Here is a 16,169-nt window from a genome sequence, read left to right on the forward strand (position 1 = left end):
CAGTGAGGGGAACCACGATATGGCCATGGGGGTACGCGGCGGCGCTGCACAATCCGGGGGTGCATCGCTGTCGGGCGGAGCGCAGGCTGAGGCGAGACTGCTCGTGGTCGAGGATGATCCCAATATCCTGGAGTTGCTCTCGGCTAGCCTGCGCTTCGCCGGTTTCGCCGTCGCCAGCGCCAGCAGCGGCGAGGAGGCGGTGACCGCGGCCGGCGAGCAGCGACCCGACCTGATCGTCCTCGACGTGATGCTGCCCGACCTCGACGGCTTCGACGTGGTACGCAAGCTGCGCTCGGGCGGCAGCCGTACCCCGGTGGTGTTCCTGACCGCCAGGGACGCGACCGAGGACAAGATCCGCGGCCTGACCCTCGGCGGTGACGACTACGTCACCAAGCCGTTCAGTCTGGAGGAGCTGACCGCGCGGATCCGCGCGGTGCTGCGGCGCACCGGCGGCGACCGGGACTCCAGCAAGATGACCTTCGCCGACCTGGAGCTGGACGAGGAGACGCACGAGGTGCGCCGGGCCGGCGCCACGGTCTCGCTGTCGCCGACGGAGTTCAAGCTGCTGCGCTACCTGATGCTCAACGCCGGCCGGGTGCTGAGCAAGGCGCAGATCCTCGACCACGTGTGGAACTACGACTTCCGGGGTGACGACAGCATCGTCGAGTCCTACATCTCGTACCTGCGGCGCAAGGTCGACGTGACCGAGCCCAGGTTGATCCACACCCTGCGCGGCGTCGGGTACGTGCTGCGCCTGCCCACCTGATGGCGTCCACCGGCCAGCCCCGACTCCGTGGCGCCAGGTGGGGACGGGGCCTGCTCGCCCGCTCGCCACTGCGCGTCAAGCTCGTCGCGGCGGCGCTCGTCCTGGTCGCGGCGGCGCTCGCGATCACCGGGTCGGCGAGCGCGCTGGCGCTGCGTAGCTACCAGGTCAGCCGGATCGACAGCCAGCTCGCGGACACGTCGCAGCGCATCGACGTGACGCAGCTGCTGTACAGCCGGCAGCAGCCGCTCCTGCCGAGCGACTACTTCCTCATCGCCGCCGTCCCCGGGCTGGAGCCGGGGACCGTGAAGTTCGACGAGTCCCGCCTCAAGGGCGCCGACATTCCGATCCGGTCGATGAGCTACGCCGAGATCCAGAGTCGGACCGGCGTGCCGTACACCGTCCAGGCGCCCTCCGGCAAGCGCTGGCGGGTCCTGGTCTCGGGGCGGCCGAACGGCCAGGTGCTCATCGTCGGCCAGCTCATGACCGACGTCGACGAGGCGATGGCCCGGCTCATCGCGATCGACGTGGTGGTCGGCAGCGCGGTCCTGGTGATGCTCGCGGCCGTCGGCGTAGCGCTGGTCCGGGCCAGCCTGCGCCCGCTGGTCGAGATCGAGCGGACCGCCGCCGCGATCGCTTCGGGCCAGTTGGGGCGGCGGGTGCCCGAGTCCGACCCGGCCACCGAGGTCGGGCGCCTCGCCCGCGCGCTCAACACGATGCTCGCCCAGATCGAGGGGGCGTTCGCGGCCCGGTCGGCCTCCGAGCGGGCGGCCCGCGAGGCGGAGGCGGCGGCCCGGGACGCCGCGGCCGCCGCCCAGCTCTCCGAGGCGCGGGCCCGCCGCTCGGAGGAGCGGATGCGCGAGTTCGTCGCGGACGCCTCGCACGAGCTGCGTACGCCGCTGACCACGATCCGGGGCTTCGCCGAGCTGTACCGGCAGGGCGCGGTCGCCCCGGAGCAGACCGCCGACGTGCTGCGCCGGATCGAGAGTGAGGCCTCCCGGATGGGGCTGCTCGTCGAGGACCTGCTGCTGCTGGCGCGGCTGGATCAGGAGCGCCCGCTCATCCTCGCCCCGGTCGAGCTGCGTACGCTCGTGAGCGACGCGGTGGCAGCCGCGCACGCCATCGCCCCGGACCGGCCGATCACGCTCGACGCGCCGACCGACGGCCGGCCGGTTCTGGTGTACGGCGACGAGCCGCGCCTGCGCCAGGTCCTGGGCAACCTGATGACCAACGCGCTGACCCACACCCCGCCGGCGAGTGCGGTCACGCTACGGCTGGCCCTCGACGACGACGGCGCCGTCATGGAGATCATCGACAACGGCCCGGGTATCGCGCCGGAGCAGGCCGACCGCGTATTTCAACGCTTCTACCGGGTGGACAAGGCGCGTACCCGGCAGGCGGCCGGTGGCGGGCAGGCGACGGCCGGCCGGCACAGCGGCGCGGGGCTGGGGCTGGCGATCGTCGCCGCGCTGGTGGCGGCGCACGACGGCAGCGTGGAGGTGGACAGCGTGCCCGGTCAGGGCGCGACGTTCCGGGTACGCTTGCCGCTGCTAGAGAGGCTGGACGACCCCGCCACGAGTGGAGCACTCCCAGAAAGCTCCCAGGGGGGTCACAGTTCCAGTGAAGCATCTACCGGCATTGTTGAGGCATGAGCGAGCACGACAGCACATGGGCATCGGGGGCGTCCGACGACCGGGTGGCCGGGCAGTCGCCGCCGCGGGAGCACGACCAGCGCCAGGAATCGACGCCGATCGGCGACACGGGCGACCGCCCGGCGGAGACACCGACCACCGCCCGTCCCGCCGGGTCCGGCCACCCGGTCAGTGGGCCGGCCGCGGGGCAACCGACCGCGGCACAGCCGACCGTCCCTTATCAGCACCCTGGCGGCTACCCGACGCCGGGCTCGCCGTACCAGGCACCCGGTTCGCCGTACCAGGCACCCGGCTCGCCGTACCAGGCTCCGGGAAACCCGTACCAGCGACCGGGAGTCCCGTACGGGACCAGTGAGCCCGGCGGACAACCCGGAGCGCCCGGCGGACATCCGGGAACGCCCTACCCGGGCGCGCCGGCCTGGGCGACGACGTCGACCACGCCCACCGCGAAGTCGGGCAGCGGGCTCGCCCGGGGCGCCGTGGTCGCGGTCGCGGCGGTCGCGCTCGCTCTCTGCTCCGGCGTGGCGGGCGGGCTGGTGACGCACCAGCTCGACGGCGACGGCCCGGTGCAGACGGTCACCCGCAACGCCGCTCCGGTCGTCGACCGCTCGTCGGTCGCGGCGGTCGCCGCCGCCGTCCAGCCCAGCGTCGTGGACATCACCACCGGCAGCGGCGAGGGATCGGGCGTGGTCATCTCCGCCGACGGCGCGATCCTGACCAACAACCACGTCATCGAAGGCGCTCGCGGTAACACCGTCGAGGTGACCTTCAGCAGCGGCAAGTCGGCCAAGGCGACGATCGTGGGCGCCGATCCCTCGGGCGACCTGGCCGTCGTGAAGGCGCAGGGCGTCTCCGGCCTGACCGCGGCGAAGTTCGGTGACAGTGACGCGGTACAGGTCGGCGACACGGTCCTCGCCCTCGGCAGCCCGCTGGGCCTGCAGGGCTCGGTGACCGCCGGCATCGTCAGCGCGCTGCACCGCACCATCGACGAGGGCGACTCGGCCAGCGCCCGGGGTTCCATCGGGGACGCGATCCAGACCGACGCCGCCATCAACCCGGGCAACTCCGGTGGTGCGCTGGTGAACCTGGCGGGTGAGGTGATCGGCATCAACACCGCGATCCTCACCTCCGGCCAGGGGGCGTCCGGCAACATCGGCGTGGGCTTCGCGATCTCCAGCAACGTCGCCAAGTCGACCGCCGACCAGCTGCTCAAGGGTGGCAAGGTCAGCCACCCGTACGCCGGGGTGCAGGTGGGTAACGGCGACGGTGGCGCGTTGATCGCCGACGTGGTGTCGGGTGGCCCCGCCGACAAGGCCGGCCTGCGCAAGGGCGACCTGGTGACGAAGGTCGGATCCCGTGCCGTGACCGACTCCCGGTCGCTGGTCGCCGCGATCAGGTCCGCCAAGCCCGGCGATCAGTTGGCGATGACGGTCGTCCGTAACGGTGCCGAGCAGCAGATCACGATCACTCTGGGTGAAGCGCCCTAGCGACCACGAGACTCCTCACTCCCTCCCCTCCAGCGCGGGCGAGGCGGTCACCGACCGCCTCGCCCGCCGCCGTCAGTGGGTCCAGCCCATCGTGCGCTCGACCGCCTTGCGCCAGTACCCGTACCCGGTCTCGCGGTCGGCCGCCGGCATCGCCGGCTCCCAGCGGCGGTCGACGCGCCAGTTGGACCGCAGCGCCTCGACGTCGGGCCAGAAACCCACGGCCAGGCCGGCCGCGTACGCCGCGCCGAGGCAGGTGGTCTCCGCGACGGTCGGGCGCACCACCGGTACGTCGAGGACGTCGGCCTGGAACTGCATGAGCAGCTCGCTCGCGGTCATCCCGCCGTCGACCTTCAGCGCGGTCAGTTCGACACCGGACTCCGCCGCCATCGCGTCGACGACGTCCTTGACCTGCCAGGCGGTCGCCTCCAGGGCGGCCCGCGCCAGGTGACCCTTGGTCACGTACCCGGTCAGTCCGGCGATCACCCCGCGCGCGTCGGAGCGCCAGTACGGGGCGAACAGACCGGAGAAGGCCGGGACGATGTAGCAGCCGCCGTTGTCGTCGACGGTCGCCGCGAGGTCGTTGACCTCGGCGGCGGTGGAGATGAGGCCGAGGTTGTCGCGCAGCCACTGCACCAGGGCGCCGGTCACGGCGATCGAACCCTCGAGGGCGTACGCGGGCGCGGCGTCGCCGATCTGGTAGGCGACGGTGGTGACCAGGCCGCGTTCGCTCGGTACCGGCCGCTCGCCGGTGTGCAGCAGCAGGAACGAGCCGGTGCCGTAGGTGCACTTGGCTTCGCCGGTGTGGAAGCAGGTCTGGCCGAACAGCGCGGCCTGCTGGTCGCCGAGCGCCCCGGCCACCGGTACGCCGCCGAGGAAGCCGCCCGCCTCACCGTACACATAGGACGAAGGTAGGATCTCGGGCAGCATCGCGCGCGGGATGCCGAACGCGTCCAGCAACTCGTCGTCCCAGTCCAACGTGGACAGGTTCATCAGCATGGTCCGGCTGGCGTTGGTGACGTCGGTGGCGTGCCGGCCGGTCAGCTTCGTGATCAGCCAGGTGTCCATCGTGCCGAACCGCACCTCGCCGTTGCGGGCCCGCTCGCGCAGGCCGGGCACGGTGTCGAGCAGCCAGCGGATCTTGGGCGCGGAGAAGTACGTCGCGAGCGGCAGGCCGGACTTCTCCCGGAACCGGTCGACGTCACCCTGGCCCAGTTCGGCGACCAACCGGTCGGTGCGGGTGTCCTGCCACACGATCGCGTTGTGCAGTGGCTCGCCCGTCGCCGCGTCCCACAGCAGGGTCGTCTCCCGCTGGTTGGTGATCCCGATGGCGGCGAGGTCGGCGCGGCTGAGTCCGGCGTGGTCGAGCGCGGAGCGGACCACGGCCTCGGTGTTGTGCCAGATCTCGGCGGCGTCGTGCTCGACCCAGCCGGGGCGCGGATAGAGCTGGCGGTGTTCACGCTGGTCGGCCGAGACGATGGCGGCGTGCTCGTCGAACACGATGCACCGGGTCGACGTCGTGCCCTGGTCGATGGCGGCGATGTACCGGGATTCCACCCCGTCAGTGTGGCCCAGGCCGCGCGATCGGCGCAGGACGCCCTCGGTGGGCGGTGCGGCGCGGTCCGCGTACCCGGGTCGCCTCCCACGTCGGGTTGATCTCGTCTCCACCGAACGGTTCGAAACCCGACACCGATGGCCATGCCGCTGGGCAGTAGTGGCGTGACCTTGGCCGATACCCTGCCAGCCATGGCATCGACCATTCAGGTCACGGAAATAGAGAAAGCATACGGAGCGGTCAAGGCCGTCGACGGTGTCTCGTTCGAGGTGGAGGCCGGGGAGTTCTTCGGCATTCTCGGCCCGAACGGGGCCGGCAAGACCACCACGTTGGAGATCGTCGAAGGGCTGCGGCAGGCCGACGCCGGCGAGGTCCGGCTGTTGGGAGAGTCGCCGTGGCCGCGCAACCCGGCGCTGCTGCCCCGGATCGGGGTGCAGTTGCAGGCGTCGTCGTTCTTCGAGCGGCTGACCGCGCGCGAGCAGATCCGCACGTTCGCCTCGCTGTACGGCGTCGCGCCGGCGAAGGCCGACGAGATGCTCGAGGTGGTCGGGCTGACCGACAAGGCCGACGTACGGGCCGAGAAGCTGTCTGGCGGGCAGATGCAGCGCCTGTCGATCGCCTGCGCGCTGGTGCACGACCCCGAGCTGGTCTTCCTCGACGAGCCCACGGCCGCGCTCGACCCGCAGGCCCGGCGCAACCTGTGGGACCTGCTACGGGCGATCAACACCAAGGGCCGCACGATCGTGCTCACCACGCACTACATGGACGAGGCGGAGATCCTCTGCGATCGGGTCGCGATCATGGACCACGGCCGGATCCTGCAGTCGGGGCCACCGGCGGAGCTGGTGCGCGGGCTCGACACGACCACCCGTATCTCGATCGAGACCGGTGCGGTCGACGTCGAGGAGGCGCGCCGGTTGTTCCCCGGTGCCGAGGTCGACGACGACGGGGTCTCGCTCACCGTCGTCACCCGTACCCCCGCGCCGGTGCTCGCCGCGCTCGCCGAGCGCAACGCGCTGCGCGGGCTGTCGGTGCGCGGCGCCACCCTCGAGGACGTCTTTCTCCACCTCACCGGACGGGAGTACCGGGCATGACCGGCGGCTTTGTGAGTCTGTCCCGCGCGATGCTGCTCGGGTTCGTCCGGGACCGCACCGCGCTGTTCTTCACGATCCTGTTCCCGTTGATGTTCCTCGTCCTGTTCGGCGGGCTGTTCAAGGACCAGGGCGAGTCGCGGTCCAAGGTGATCGAGGTGGGCCAGGTGGCCCTGCTCGACGCCGTGCCGGCCGACGCCAAGGCGGAACTGGCCAAGGTGCTCGACGTGACGAAGATGGACGACCCGGCCAAGGCGCTCGACGCCGTCCGCAAGGGGGACTACACCGCGTCGATCGAGCAGCAGGGCGATCGGGTGGTGCTGCACTTCTCCGCCGCCGACCAGGTCCGCGCCGGCACCGTCCGGGGCGTCATGAGCTCGCTGGTGCAGGAGACCAACCTGGCGACGTCGACGAACCCCGGCCGGCTGACACTCGACGCGCAGCAGGTCGAGGACAAGTCGTTCGAGGCGATCCAGTTCGTGACGCCGGGGCTGCTCGGCTGGGCGATCGCCACCGGTGCCACGTTCGGCGCGGCGATGACGCTGGTGACCTGGCGGCAGAAGAAGATCCTGCGGCGGCTGCGGCTGTCGCCGGTCAGTGTCGGCTCGCTGGTCGGTGCCCGGGTCGGCGTGAGCCTCGGCATCGCCCTGCTTCAGACGGCCATCTTCGTCGGGGTGGCGCTGCTGCCGTACTTCGGGCTGAAGCTGTCCAGTTACTGGTGGATGTCGATTCCGGTGGTGCTGGTCGGCACGCTGGCGTTCCTGTCCATCGGCCTGCTCGCGGGCGCCTGGGCCAAGACCCAGGAGGCGGCCAACGTGATCGCCCAACTGATCGTGCTGCCGATGGCGTTCCTGTCCGGGTCGTTCTTCCCGCTCGACAACGCGCCGAAGTGGCTCCAGGCCATCGCGGAGGTCCTGCCACTGCGCCACCTCAACCAGGCGATGCTCGACGTGATGGTACGCGGGAAGGGGCCGGCGGCGGTCCTGCCCGAGCTGGGCATCCTCGCCGGCTTCGCGATCGTGGTCTCGCTGGCGGCGGCCCGGCTGTTCCGCTGGGACGACGTCTGATCCGCTGACCCGGGACGGGTCAGGGCGTCACGGGGTCGGCGGTCCGCGCCGACACCGTGACGCCGTCGCGGTCGTCCCCGCCGCCCCGGGCGTCCCCGCCGGCGGGGGCGTCCCCGCTGCCGCTGCCGGCGATGGCCCCGTTGTCGCCGGCGGTCGCCGCGCCGGCCGCCCGGGCGTCCAGCATCGCGATCACCTCGTCGGCCGTGCCGGGCATGGCGTAGTGCCAGCCCTGCGCCGTGTCGCAGCCCAGCGCCCGAAGCCGGGCCGCCTGTTGCGGCGTCTCCACGCCCTCCGCGGTCACCGTCAGGTGAAGGGTGTGCGCCAGCTTGATGAGGGTCGCCACGATCTCCTTGTCGACGGGGTCGGGGGAGTCCGGCGGGCGCAGTCCCGCGACGAACGAGCCGGCCAGCTTCAGGCTGTGGACCGGCAGGTTGCGCAGGTAGGCCAGGTTCGAGTACCCGGTGCCGAAGTCGTCGATCGCGATCCGTACGCCGAGCCCGGCCAGCGCGTGCAGGGTCTCCAGCGGCCGGCCGGCGGTACCCATGACGGCGCTCTCGGTCAGCTCCAGTTGCAGGTTGCCCGGGTCGAGTCCGGTCTGCTCCAGGATCGTGCTGACCTGCTCGACGATGCCCGGATCCTGGACCTGCCGTACCGCCAGGTTGACGCTGGTGATCAGGTTGACGTCCGGGTACCGCTGCCGCCACTCGGCGGCCTGCCGGCACGCCTCGGCCAGCACCCACTGCCCGAGCGGGACGATCAGCCCGGTCTCCTCACTCAGCTCGATGAACCGGTCCGGGCCCAGCAACCCCAGCTTGGGATGGCGCCACCGGACGAGGGCCTCCACGCCCATCACCGTCTCGTCGACCAACCGCACCAACGGCTGGTACTCCACGAGGAACTCGCCGCGTTCGAGCGCGGCGGGCAGGCTCGCCGACAGCTCGAACCGGGTCACCTCGCGGGCGTGCCGGTCGGCGTCGAAGAGCGCCCAGCGGTTCCTGCCGTCGCGCTTGGCCCAGTGCAGCGTCGTGTCGGCGGCCTTCATCAGCTCCCGGGCGCTCGTGGTGTGCGCGGCCCGTTCGACCACGCCGACGCTCGCCGACACGGTGATCTCGTGTCCGCCGAGCTGGACCGGTTCGCGGACCGCGGCCAGTGCCGCCTCGGCGATCTCCACGAGCTGCTCGGGGCCGGCCGAGCGCTCGACGAGCACCACGAACTCGTCGCCGCCCATCCGCGCGACGAGCTTGCCCGGCCCGGACACCGTGGAGTGCAGCTTGCGGGCGACGGCGAGGAGGAGGTAGTCGCCGATGTCGTGGCCGAGCGTGTCATTGATCATTTTGAAGCCGTCGACGTCGAGGTAGCAGACACCGATCCGGGCGTCGCCATCGGCGTCGTCGAGGACCTGGCCGAGCCGTTCGAAGAACAGCGTCCGGTTGGGAAGCTGGGTGAGCGGGTCGTGCAGCGCCTGGTGGCGCAGCCGGGTCTGGAGGTGGTGCCGCTCGGTGATGTCCTCCACCATCGTGACGACGTACTGCGGCCGCCCGTCCTGGTCGCGGATGAGGGACACGACGAGGTCGGTCCAGACCGCCTGGCCGTCCTTGCGGTAGTACGGCTTCTCCAGCCGGAAATGCTCCCGGTCGCCGCGGATGAGGTCCCGGTAGGCGTCCCAGATGCCCGGCGCGTCATCGGGGTGGATGAACTCGTTCACCGTGAGGTGGGTGAACTCCTCCGGGGTGTACCCCAGCATGTCGCAGGTGGTCTGGTTGACGTCGATGATTTTGCCGTTGATGTCGGTGATCGCGATCCCGATCACGGCACCGGCGAAGACCGCCTGGAACCGGGCCTCGCTGGACCAGCGCGCCGCCTCCGCCGCCGCCCTGGCCTGCATCGCGGCCGCGCGGATCTCCTCCTGCTCGGCGAGGGTGCGCTCGCGCAGCGCCTGCGCGTACCCGGCGGCCAGGGCGCCGCGCAGCGCCGGCCCGCGGGCGCGTTCGCCGACGTCACCCAGGTACTCGGCGAGCACGCACAGGGAACGGTCGAGCGAGTCCGGATGGGTGAAGTGCGCTTCGACCAGGGCCGCGCCCACCTCGTGGCCGATCGACGGCTCGAAGATCTCCGCGGTGGTCGCCGACAGCAGTCGGCGGGCCAGGTCGGTCAGGTACGACTGGAGTTCGCGCCGGCTCATCGAGACATAGCTCGTCCCGGCTATCGCGCGCGCCCATGCTCGGGCGATCCGCTCCGGGGTGGGAGCGGATGTGGCACGGCCGTCCGGCACTGGTTTCGAGGCGCGCATCGCGTGGACCTAGCCCGTGAGCCCCACGCCGCCGGGGTCACGCCTGCGCAACGCATGCCTGGTCATGCCGCACATGGTGTCGATTTTCCGCTGGGCGGAACGCTGGTCCGCGGTGACGGAAAGTGAGCGCACCGAGGAGTGTGCATCGGCGTGTGCGACTCCAGTCGGCACACCTCGCCGTGTGCCGGAGCCTGGTTCAGCCGCCCCACGAAAACTCCCTCCCCGTTTCCGTACAAGCAAGCGTTGCGAGCATACGGGTTGGTCCAGCGGGAGGGAACCGGTGTGGCCCGACGTTGATGCGAGGTCTCCCTCTGTCAGGCAAGCACGACGGAGAGTGCCGGCTCAGTCCCGGCGGGCGACCGCGACCAGTCCGGGGATCCCGGTCGGGTCCTGCTCGTCGGACACCTCCGGATGCCACTGCCCGGGCCGCACGATCCCCGGTTCAACCAGGCTCAGCCCGCCCAGGATCGCCGCCAGTTCGTCCGCCGTCCGCGAGATCAGCGGCGTCGACGAGCGCTGGTACAGGTTCACCGCCTCGTCGCTGGACGAGTCGGCCACCTCGATGCTCAGGTGCGACAGCACCAGGTGGCTGCCGGGGGCGATCGCCGAGGCGTACCCGGCCACGATGTCGGCCGGTCGTTGCTCGTCGGGGATGAAGTGCAGCACGGCCACGAGGAGCAGGCCCACCGGCCGGTCGAAGTCGATGTGTGCACGGACCTGCGGGTCGGCGAGCACCTCGGCCGGTTGGCGCAGGTCGCCCCGGATGACCGTCGCCTGTGGATTGTCGGCGAGGATCGCCTGGCTGTGCGCGTACGCGACGGGGTCGATATCGACGTAGACGACCCTGGCCTCCGGGTCGACGCCCTGCGCCACCTCGTGCACGTTGCCCACGGTGGGGATGCCCGAGCCGAGATCGATGAACTGGCGGATGCCGAGGTCGCACAGGTGGCGCACGGCACGGCGGAGGAACGCCCGGTTCTCCCTGGCGACCGTCGTCGCGTCCGGCATCGCCCGCAGCACCTTGCGGGCGAACTCCCGGTCGACCGCAAAGTTGTGCGAACCACCGAGGTAGTAGTCGTAGACGCGGGCCACGCTCGGTCGTTCGACGTCGACATCCTCCGGAACCCAGGTCGGCCGCTCCACGCCGATCCCCTCTCGTCACCGCGCGTCGCCGCCTCGACGCGCTCCGGCGAGCATAGCCCTCGGGGTCGCCGTGTGGTTGCCCCGTGGAAGGCCGGGGTGGCTGCTGGTGAGCAACCACCTCGGCCTCCACTGTGGAGTTGACCGGTCAGTCGGGCGCATCGGCCTGGTTCATCGGCCGGGTCCGCTGACCCGACCCGTCAGCCGAGCTTGCTGATCCGGTTCTGCGGCCCCGGCGCGACCGGACCGGCACCCAGGTACGCGACCAGCGCGTCGACGTCGAAGCCGGGCGCGGTCGCCCGGTCGGTACCGGCCTGCAGCGCGGTGAAGCCGTCGCCGCCGTTGGCGAGGAAGTCGTTCATCGCCACCCGGTACGTCGCGGCCGGGTCGATCGCCACGCCGTTGAGCGCCATGCCGCCCACCCGCTGCCCCAGCGGCTTCGTCGCGTCGTACGCGTACGTGAAGCCCGCAGACACCTGCAGGAACTTGGTCACCGTCTGCCCGGCGTACCCGACGAACTGCTGCTCCAGCACCTCCTTGAGCTGCGCGCCGGTGTACGTCTGGGTCACCACCAGGTTGTTGAACGGCTGCACGGCGAAGCACTCGCCGTACGTCACCTGGCCGGGCGCCTCACCGCCGGGGGAGTTGGCGTAGCTGAGCGAGGTGCGGATGCCACCCGGGTTCATCAGCGCGAGCTGTGCGTTCGCCGGCCGCGTGTACGCGAGCATCCCGTCCGCGATCACATCGCCGAGCGCGCTCTCGCCGGCCGCGTTCGCGGCGTTGGTGATGTCGGCGGTGATGCTGCCGACCACCTTGTTCGACAGCGGGGCCACCGCCGTGCGGTACTTGTCGGCGATCGCCTTGGCCGGCGCGTCCACCAGGCCGGGGTTGCGCAGGTAGTCACCCTTGGCGTCCTTGGCCCAGGTGCCGTCGGGGTTGCGCACGCCGTTGAGGACGATCTCGTTGCGCGCCGCGGCCGAGGCGAAGCGGCGGGTCTTGCGGTCGAGCGTGAACGACAGGTCGGTCACGATGACGCCGGCCGAGCCGGCGCTGGTGACCACCGACGTGGCGCCCGAGGAGTTGGGCAGCGCGCAGCTGTAGAAGCGGTGCGTGTGTCCGGACACCACGATGCCGTACTCCGGGCGCAGGCCCTTGACGATCGAGGTGATGTCACCGGCGAAGTTCTCGCACCCGGAGACGTCGGGGATCGCCGGCTGGGTGGTCTGCTGGCTGCCGCCCTGGTGGATGAGCAGCACCATCGCGTGGATGCCGAGGAACCGGCCGAGCAGGTCGGCGTACTGGTTGGCCGTCGCGACCTCGCCCGTGAAGGTCACCGACCGGATGCCGGCCGGGTTGACGATGGCCGGGGTGGCCTCCAGCGTCATGCCGACGAACGCCACCGGTACCCCGTCGACCAGCTTCACGTCCAGTGGCAGCAGCATCGGCAGGCCGGTCTGCTTCTCGATGACGTTGGTGGCCAGGTACGTGAAGCTCGCCCCGGTGAAGCCGTCGCCGTCGGCGCAGCCGTCCGTCGGGTGGCAGCCGCCGCGCTGGAGCCGCTTGAGCTCGTCGACGCCCTCGTCGAACTCGTGGTTGCCCACCGAGCTGAGGTCGAGGCCGAGCGCGTTCATCTCCTCGATCGCGGGCTCGTCGTGGAACGCGGCGCTGACCAGCGGCGAGGCGCCGACGAGGTCGCCGGCCGCCACCGTGTAGACGTTGCGGGTCTCCTTCTGCGCCGCCGCGCGCAGCTTCTTGACGTAGGTGGCCAGGTACTCGACACCACCGGCCGGGTTGCCGTTGACCAGTCCGGTGCTGCCGGTCGGCGGGTCGATGTTGCCGTGGAAGTCGTTGAACGCGATCAGGTGCCCCTTCGCGGGGGAGCCGTTCGTGGCGCCGGGGAACGTGACCTTCACCGGCGACATCGGCGTCCACGTGGTGGCCTGGGCCGGTCTCGGGTGTCCGACCGGAAGCAGTGCGACCACCGCTGCGGCGAGCACGGGTACGGCCAGGAGCCGGGCCGCGCGCGCGAACCGCCGCGGGCGGGACTCAACCATCGTCTCTCCTCGGTTCTTGCGACGTATGCGTCGAGCGACATCCTTGCGTTCCGCCAGCGGCGGAGGCGAGCCATCCAGATGAATGTCCGACGAACGAGGGGATTGTCAAGGGCATCCATGCCCGTCAGGGGCACCGATCGAGGGCGGTCCGGGCCGGACCGGTCACCGGAGGAGAGCGGCGGTCGGCCGGTCACCGGGTGGCGGCTTGACGGTGCCGGGGCGTGATCTTAACTTCCATGGCTATGACACCCGCGGAACGTGCCTGATGCGGTACGCCAACCTGGCCCTGCGGTTCGCGCTCGAACTCGCCGGCCTGGCCGCGTTCGGGTACTGGGGGTTCGTGGTCGGCGGCGGCCTGGGTACGAAGCTGCTGCTCGGCCTCGGTGCCCCGGTCGTGGCCGCGGTGCTGTGGGGACTGTTCGCCTCGCCGAAGGCGGCCGTGGCGCTGCCCGGCCCGGCCAGACTCGGGTTCGAGGTCCTGTGGTTCGGCGGCGCGGCCGCCGCGCTGGTACGCACCGGCCGGCCCTGGCTCGCGGTGGTCCTCGCCGCCCTCTACGCGGCCAACCGCACGCTGCTGAGCGTGTACCGCGACTGAGCCGCCGGTCCCGGTCCCGGCGCTGAGCCGACGATCCTGTCCCGGTACCGGGTGGTCCCGCCACGGGCGGTGCGCGTCCGCCCGTGGCGAACAGGGCTGCTGTCGCCGGTACCGGGCCGGCAGGATCCGGGGGCATGCGACTTCTCATCCTCGGCGGCACCGCCTTCCTCGGCCGTGCCGCCGCCCGCGCGGCCCTCGCCGCCGGCCACGAGGTCACCTGCGCCGCGCGCGGCCGCTCCGGCGAGCCGGCGGACGGTGTCACCTTCGTCGCGGTCGACCGCGACGGCCCCGACGGCCTGGCGCCGCTGCGGGGCCTGGAGTTCGACGCCCTGGTCGACGTGTCGAGCCGGCCCGGCCAGGTGCGCCGGGCCGTCGCGGAACTGGCGCCGCGGGTGGGTCACGCGGTGTACGTGTCGAGCGGCTCCGCCTACGCCGACACGGGTACCCCCGGCCAGCGGGCGACCGAGGCGCCCCTGCTGGCCCCGGCGTCGCCGTCCGACGACGACCCGACGGCGCCGGAGACGTACGGCCCCCGCAAGGTCGCCTGCGAGCGGGCCGTCCTCGACGGGTTCGGCGCCGACCGGACGTTCGTCTGCCGCGCCGGACTGATCATCGGTCCCGAGGACGACACGGGCCGGTTCACGTACTGGGTCGACCGGCTGGCCCGCGGCGGCGAGGTGCTCGCGCCGGGCGCCCCGGACGACCTCGTGCAGTACGTCGATGTCCGGGACCTCGCCGACTGGCTGGTCCGAGCGGCGGAGACCCGCCTCGCCGGGGTGTACGACGGGACGGGCGCCCCGGTCTCCCGGGAGCACTTCCTGACCCACGTCGCGGTCGGGGTCGCCACGCCCGTCCAGCTCACCTGGGTCGACCAGGAGTTCCTGCGGTCGGAAGGGGTGGCGCCCTGGATGGGGCCGCGGTCCCTGCCGCTGTGGCTGCCCCTGCCGGAGTACGCCGGCTTCCTCAGCCGTGACGTGTCCGCCGCGCTGGAGGCAGGCCTGCGTACCCGGGACGTGACCGACACCGCCCGGCACACCCTCGCCTGGCGGCGCACCACACCGGAGTCCTCGCTGACGGGCGCGGGCATCAGCCCGGAGGATGAGGCCGCGCTGCTGGAAAAGTGGCACGGCACCATGTCTTGATCTTGAGGTGCCGGTTTTGATCCCGTCTTGAGGGAATGCTCCTTACGTCTTGCGCGTTGTTCTCAGGGCACCGGTCGGGCGGACGAAGTGGTCCCTGTGGCAGTACGGCCCACCGCCCCGGTCATCACGAACACTCGATAACCCAAATGAACCTGTGCAGCTCCCCGTCCGTTTGGGTAAGTGGTGTACATCTCAGCGGTCGGTACTCGCGGGTGGCAGGGAACCGGAATCAACCGGTGGCCTGTCCTGTTGTGAGAAGGGCAGCACCCAGGGGGTGTCCGGTTTGAGAGCGGGCAGTGCGGGGAACGCGATAAAGACGACGGGGGAGGGCCCGAAGTGGAGAATATGACGGCGATGCGGACGGGCGAGGTCGCTGAGGAGCGCGACCTGGTCGGCGTATATCTGCACGAGATCTCCAAGACGCCGCTCCTCGATGCCGCGCAGGAGGTCGTCCTCGCCAAGGCCGTCGAGGCTGGGCTCTACGCCGAGCAGCTGCTCGACGCGGGCGAGCCGGGGAAGAACGACGCCACGCGCGAGGAGCTGGAGCGGCTGGTCGCGGACGGCGAGCGCGCCAAGGATCGGTTCATCCGCGCCAACCTGCGGCTGGTTGTGTCGATCGCCCGCCGGTACGTGCGGTCCGGGATGCCGATGCTCGACCTGATCCAGGAGGGAAACACCGGCCTGGTCCGCGCGGTGGAGAAGTTCGACTACGTCCGCGGGTACAAGTTCTCGACGTACGCCACGTGGTGGATCCGCCAGGCGATCAGCCGGGCGATCGCCCAGCAGGAGCGCACGGTCCGACTCCCGGTGCATCTGGTCGAGGACGTCAACCGGATGCGCAGCGTGGCCCGCCAGCTCACCCGTGAGCACGGCAACGAGCCCGAGCCGGAGCAGCTCGCCGCGGCCCTGGGCGTACCCGTGGAGCGGGTCAACGAACTGAAGCGCTGGTCGCAGGACACCGTGTCGCTGGACACGCCGGTCGGCGACGACGGCGACACCAACCTCGGTGACCTGGTGGCCGACTCCGACGCCCCGTCCCCGGAGGACCTGGTGCTGGCGGCGCTGGAGCGCCAGCGCATCGAGGGCCTGCTCAACCACCTCGACGACCGGTCGGCCGGCATCATGCGGGCGCGGTACGGCCTCGAGGACGGCCGGGAGCACTCGTTGACCGAGGTGGCGTCGCGGTTCTCGCTGTCCCGGGAGCGGATCCGCCAGCTGGAGATCCAGGCGCTGGGCCGGCTGCGCGAGCTGGCTCGCGCGGAGGGCATGCAGGCCGCCTGATCCGCGCGGTCCGAAGGCCGACCGATCTGAAGAACGTGACGAGGGCCGGACCCCG

The 16,169-nt window shown here is 71.4% G+C and carries 12 protein-coding genes; 8 read left to right on the plus strand and 4 right to left on the minus strand.

The features are described from left to right. The first annotated feature begins 25 nt into the window (after nt 1-25). Genes ACNTMW_RS20465 through ACNTMW_RS20475 form a run of 3 tightly spaced genes read left to right on the plus strand, consistent with a single transcriptional unit; the run spans nt 26 to nt 3,902 of the window. Nucleotides 26-766, plus strand: a complete 741-nt coding sequence (locus tag ACNTMW_RS20465; RefSeq protein WP_426635297.1) for a response regulator transcription factor — start codon at nt 26-28, stop codon at nt 764-766. Beyond that, nucleotides 766-2,415, plus strand: coding sequence for a sensor histidine kinase (locus tag ACNTMW_RS20470; protein ID WP_426635298.1), 1,650 nt, complete (start codon nt 766-768; stop codon nt 2,413-2,415). Before ACNTMW_RS20465 ends, ACNTMW_RS20470 begins: the two co-directional genes overlap by 1 nt. Then, nucleotides 2,412-3,902: a S1C family serine protease gene (locus ACNTMW_RS20475; RefSeq protein ID WP_426635299.1), complete on the plus strand. Its 1,491-nt coding sequence runs from the start codon at nt 2,412-2,414 to the stop codon at nt 3,900-3,902. The genes ACNTMW_RS20470 and ACNTMW_RS20475 overlap by 4 nt, the downstream gene beginning before the upstream one ends. A gap of 72 nt (nt 3,903-3,974) precedes the next feature. On the opposite strand, the gene glpK is transcribed toward ACNTMW_RS20475, so the two are convergent. After that, nucleotides 3,975-5,456, minus strand: a complete 1,482-nt coding sequence (glpK, locus tag ACNTMW_RS20480; protein WP_426635300.1) for a glycerol kinase GlpK — start codon at nt 5,454-5,456, stop codon at nt 3,975-3,977. 189 nt (nt 5,457-5,645) lie between these two features. Between glpK and ACNTMW_RS20485 the strand changes: the two genes are divergently transcribed. Both ACNTMW_RS20485 and ACNTMW_RS20490 read left to right on the plus strand, forming a co-directional pair. After that, nucleotides 5,646-6,548 carry an ABC transporter ATP-binding protein gene (locus tag ACNTMW_RS20485; RefSeq protein WP_426635301.1) on the plus strand — a complete coding sequence of 301 codons (903 nt, stop codon included), beginning with the start codon at nt 5,646-5,648 and terminating at the stop codon, nt 6,546-6,548. Then, the gene (locus tag ACNTMW_RS20490) at nt 6,545-7,612 is read left to right on the plus strand and encodes an ABC transporter permease (protein WP_426635302.1); all 1,068 of its coding nucleotides are present in this window, start codon (nt 6,545-6,547) and stop codon (nt 7,610-7,612) included. The genes ACNTMW_RS20485 and ACNTMW_RS20490 overlap by 4 nt, the downstream gene beginning before the upstream one ends. Before the next feature lie 19 nt (nt 7,613-7,631). Here the strand turns inward: ACNTMW_RS20490 and ACNTMW_RS20495 are convergent, their stop codons facing one another. From ACNTMW_RS20495 to ACNTMW_RS20505, 3 genes are all read right to left on the minus strand, one after another. Beyond that, nucleotides 7,632-9,902 (minus strand): putative bifunctional diguanylate cyclase/phosphodiesterase, encoded by a 2,271-nt coding sequence (locus ACNTMW_RS20495; protein WP_426635303.1) that lies wholly within the window; start codon nt 9,900-9,902, stop codon nt 7,632-7,634. 342 nt (nt 9,903-10,244) lie between these two features. After that, entirely contained in the window at nt 10,245-11,045 is an 801-nt protein-coding gene (locus ACNTMW_RS20500; protein ID WP_426635304.1) for an SAM-dependent methyltransferase, read from the minus strand. A 197-nt stretch (nt 11,046-11,242) separates the two neighbouring features. Continuing rightward, nucleotides 11,243-13,096: a bifunctional metallophosphatase/5'-nucleotidase gene (locus ACNTMW_RS20505; RefSeq protein ID WP_426635305.1), complete on the minus strand. Its 1,854-nt coding sequence runs from the start codon at nt 13,094-13,096 to the stop codon at nt 11,243-11,245. Nucleotides 13,097-13,361: 265 nt separating this feature from the next. Here ACNTMW_RS20505 and ACNTMW_RS20510 point away from each other — a divergent pair, with 265 nt between their 5' ends. The 3 genes from ACNTMW_RS20510 to ACNTMW_RS20520 all read left to right on the plus strand — a co-directional run bounded on the left by ACNTMW_RS20510 (nt 13,362) and on the right by ACNTMW_RS20520 (nt 16,114). Further along, on the plus strand, nt 13,362-13,691 hold the full coding sequence (locus ACNTMW_RS20510) for a YrdB family protein (RefSeq protein WP_426635306.1): 330 nt from the start codon (nt 13,362-13,364) through the stop codon (nt 13,689-13,691). 134 nt (nt 13,692-13,825) lie between these two features. Next, complete coding sequence (locus tag ACNTMW_RS20515) at nt 13,826-14,833, plus strand: NAD-dependent epimerase/dehydratase family protein (protein WP_426635307.1); 1,008 nt, start codon at nt 13,826-13,828, stop codon at nt 14,831-14,833. 345 nt (nt 14,834-15,178) lie between these two features. Continuing rightward, complete coding sequence (locus ACNTMW_RS20520; RefSeq protein ID WP_426635369.1) at nt 15,179-16,114, plus strand: sigma-70 family RNA polymerase sigma factor; 936 nt, start codon at nt 15,179-15,181, stop codon at nt 16,112-16,114. Nucleotides 16,115-16,169: the final 55 nt, after the last annotated feature.

Origin of the sequence: Planosporangium spinosum (assembly GCF_049999945.1) — a bacterium.
GTDB classification, from domain to species: Bacteria; Actinomycetota; Actinomycetes; order Mycobacteriales; family Micromonosporaceae; genus Planosporangium; species Planosporangium spinosum.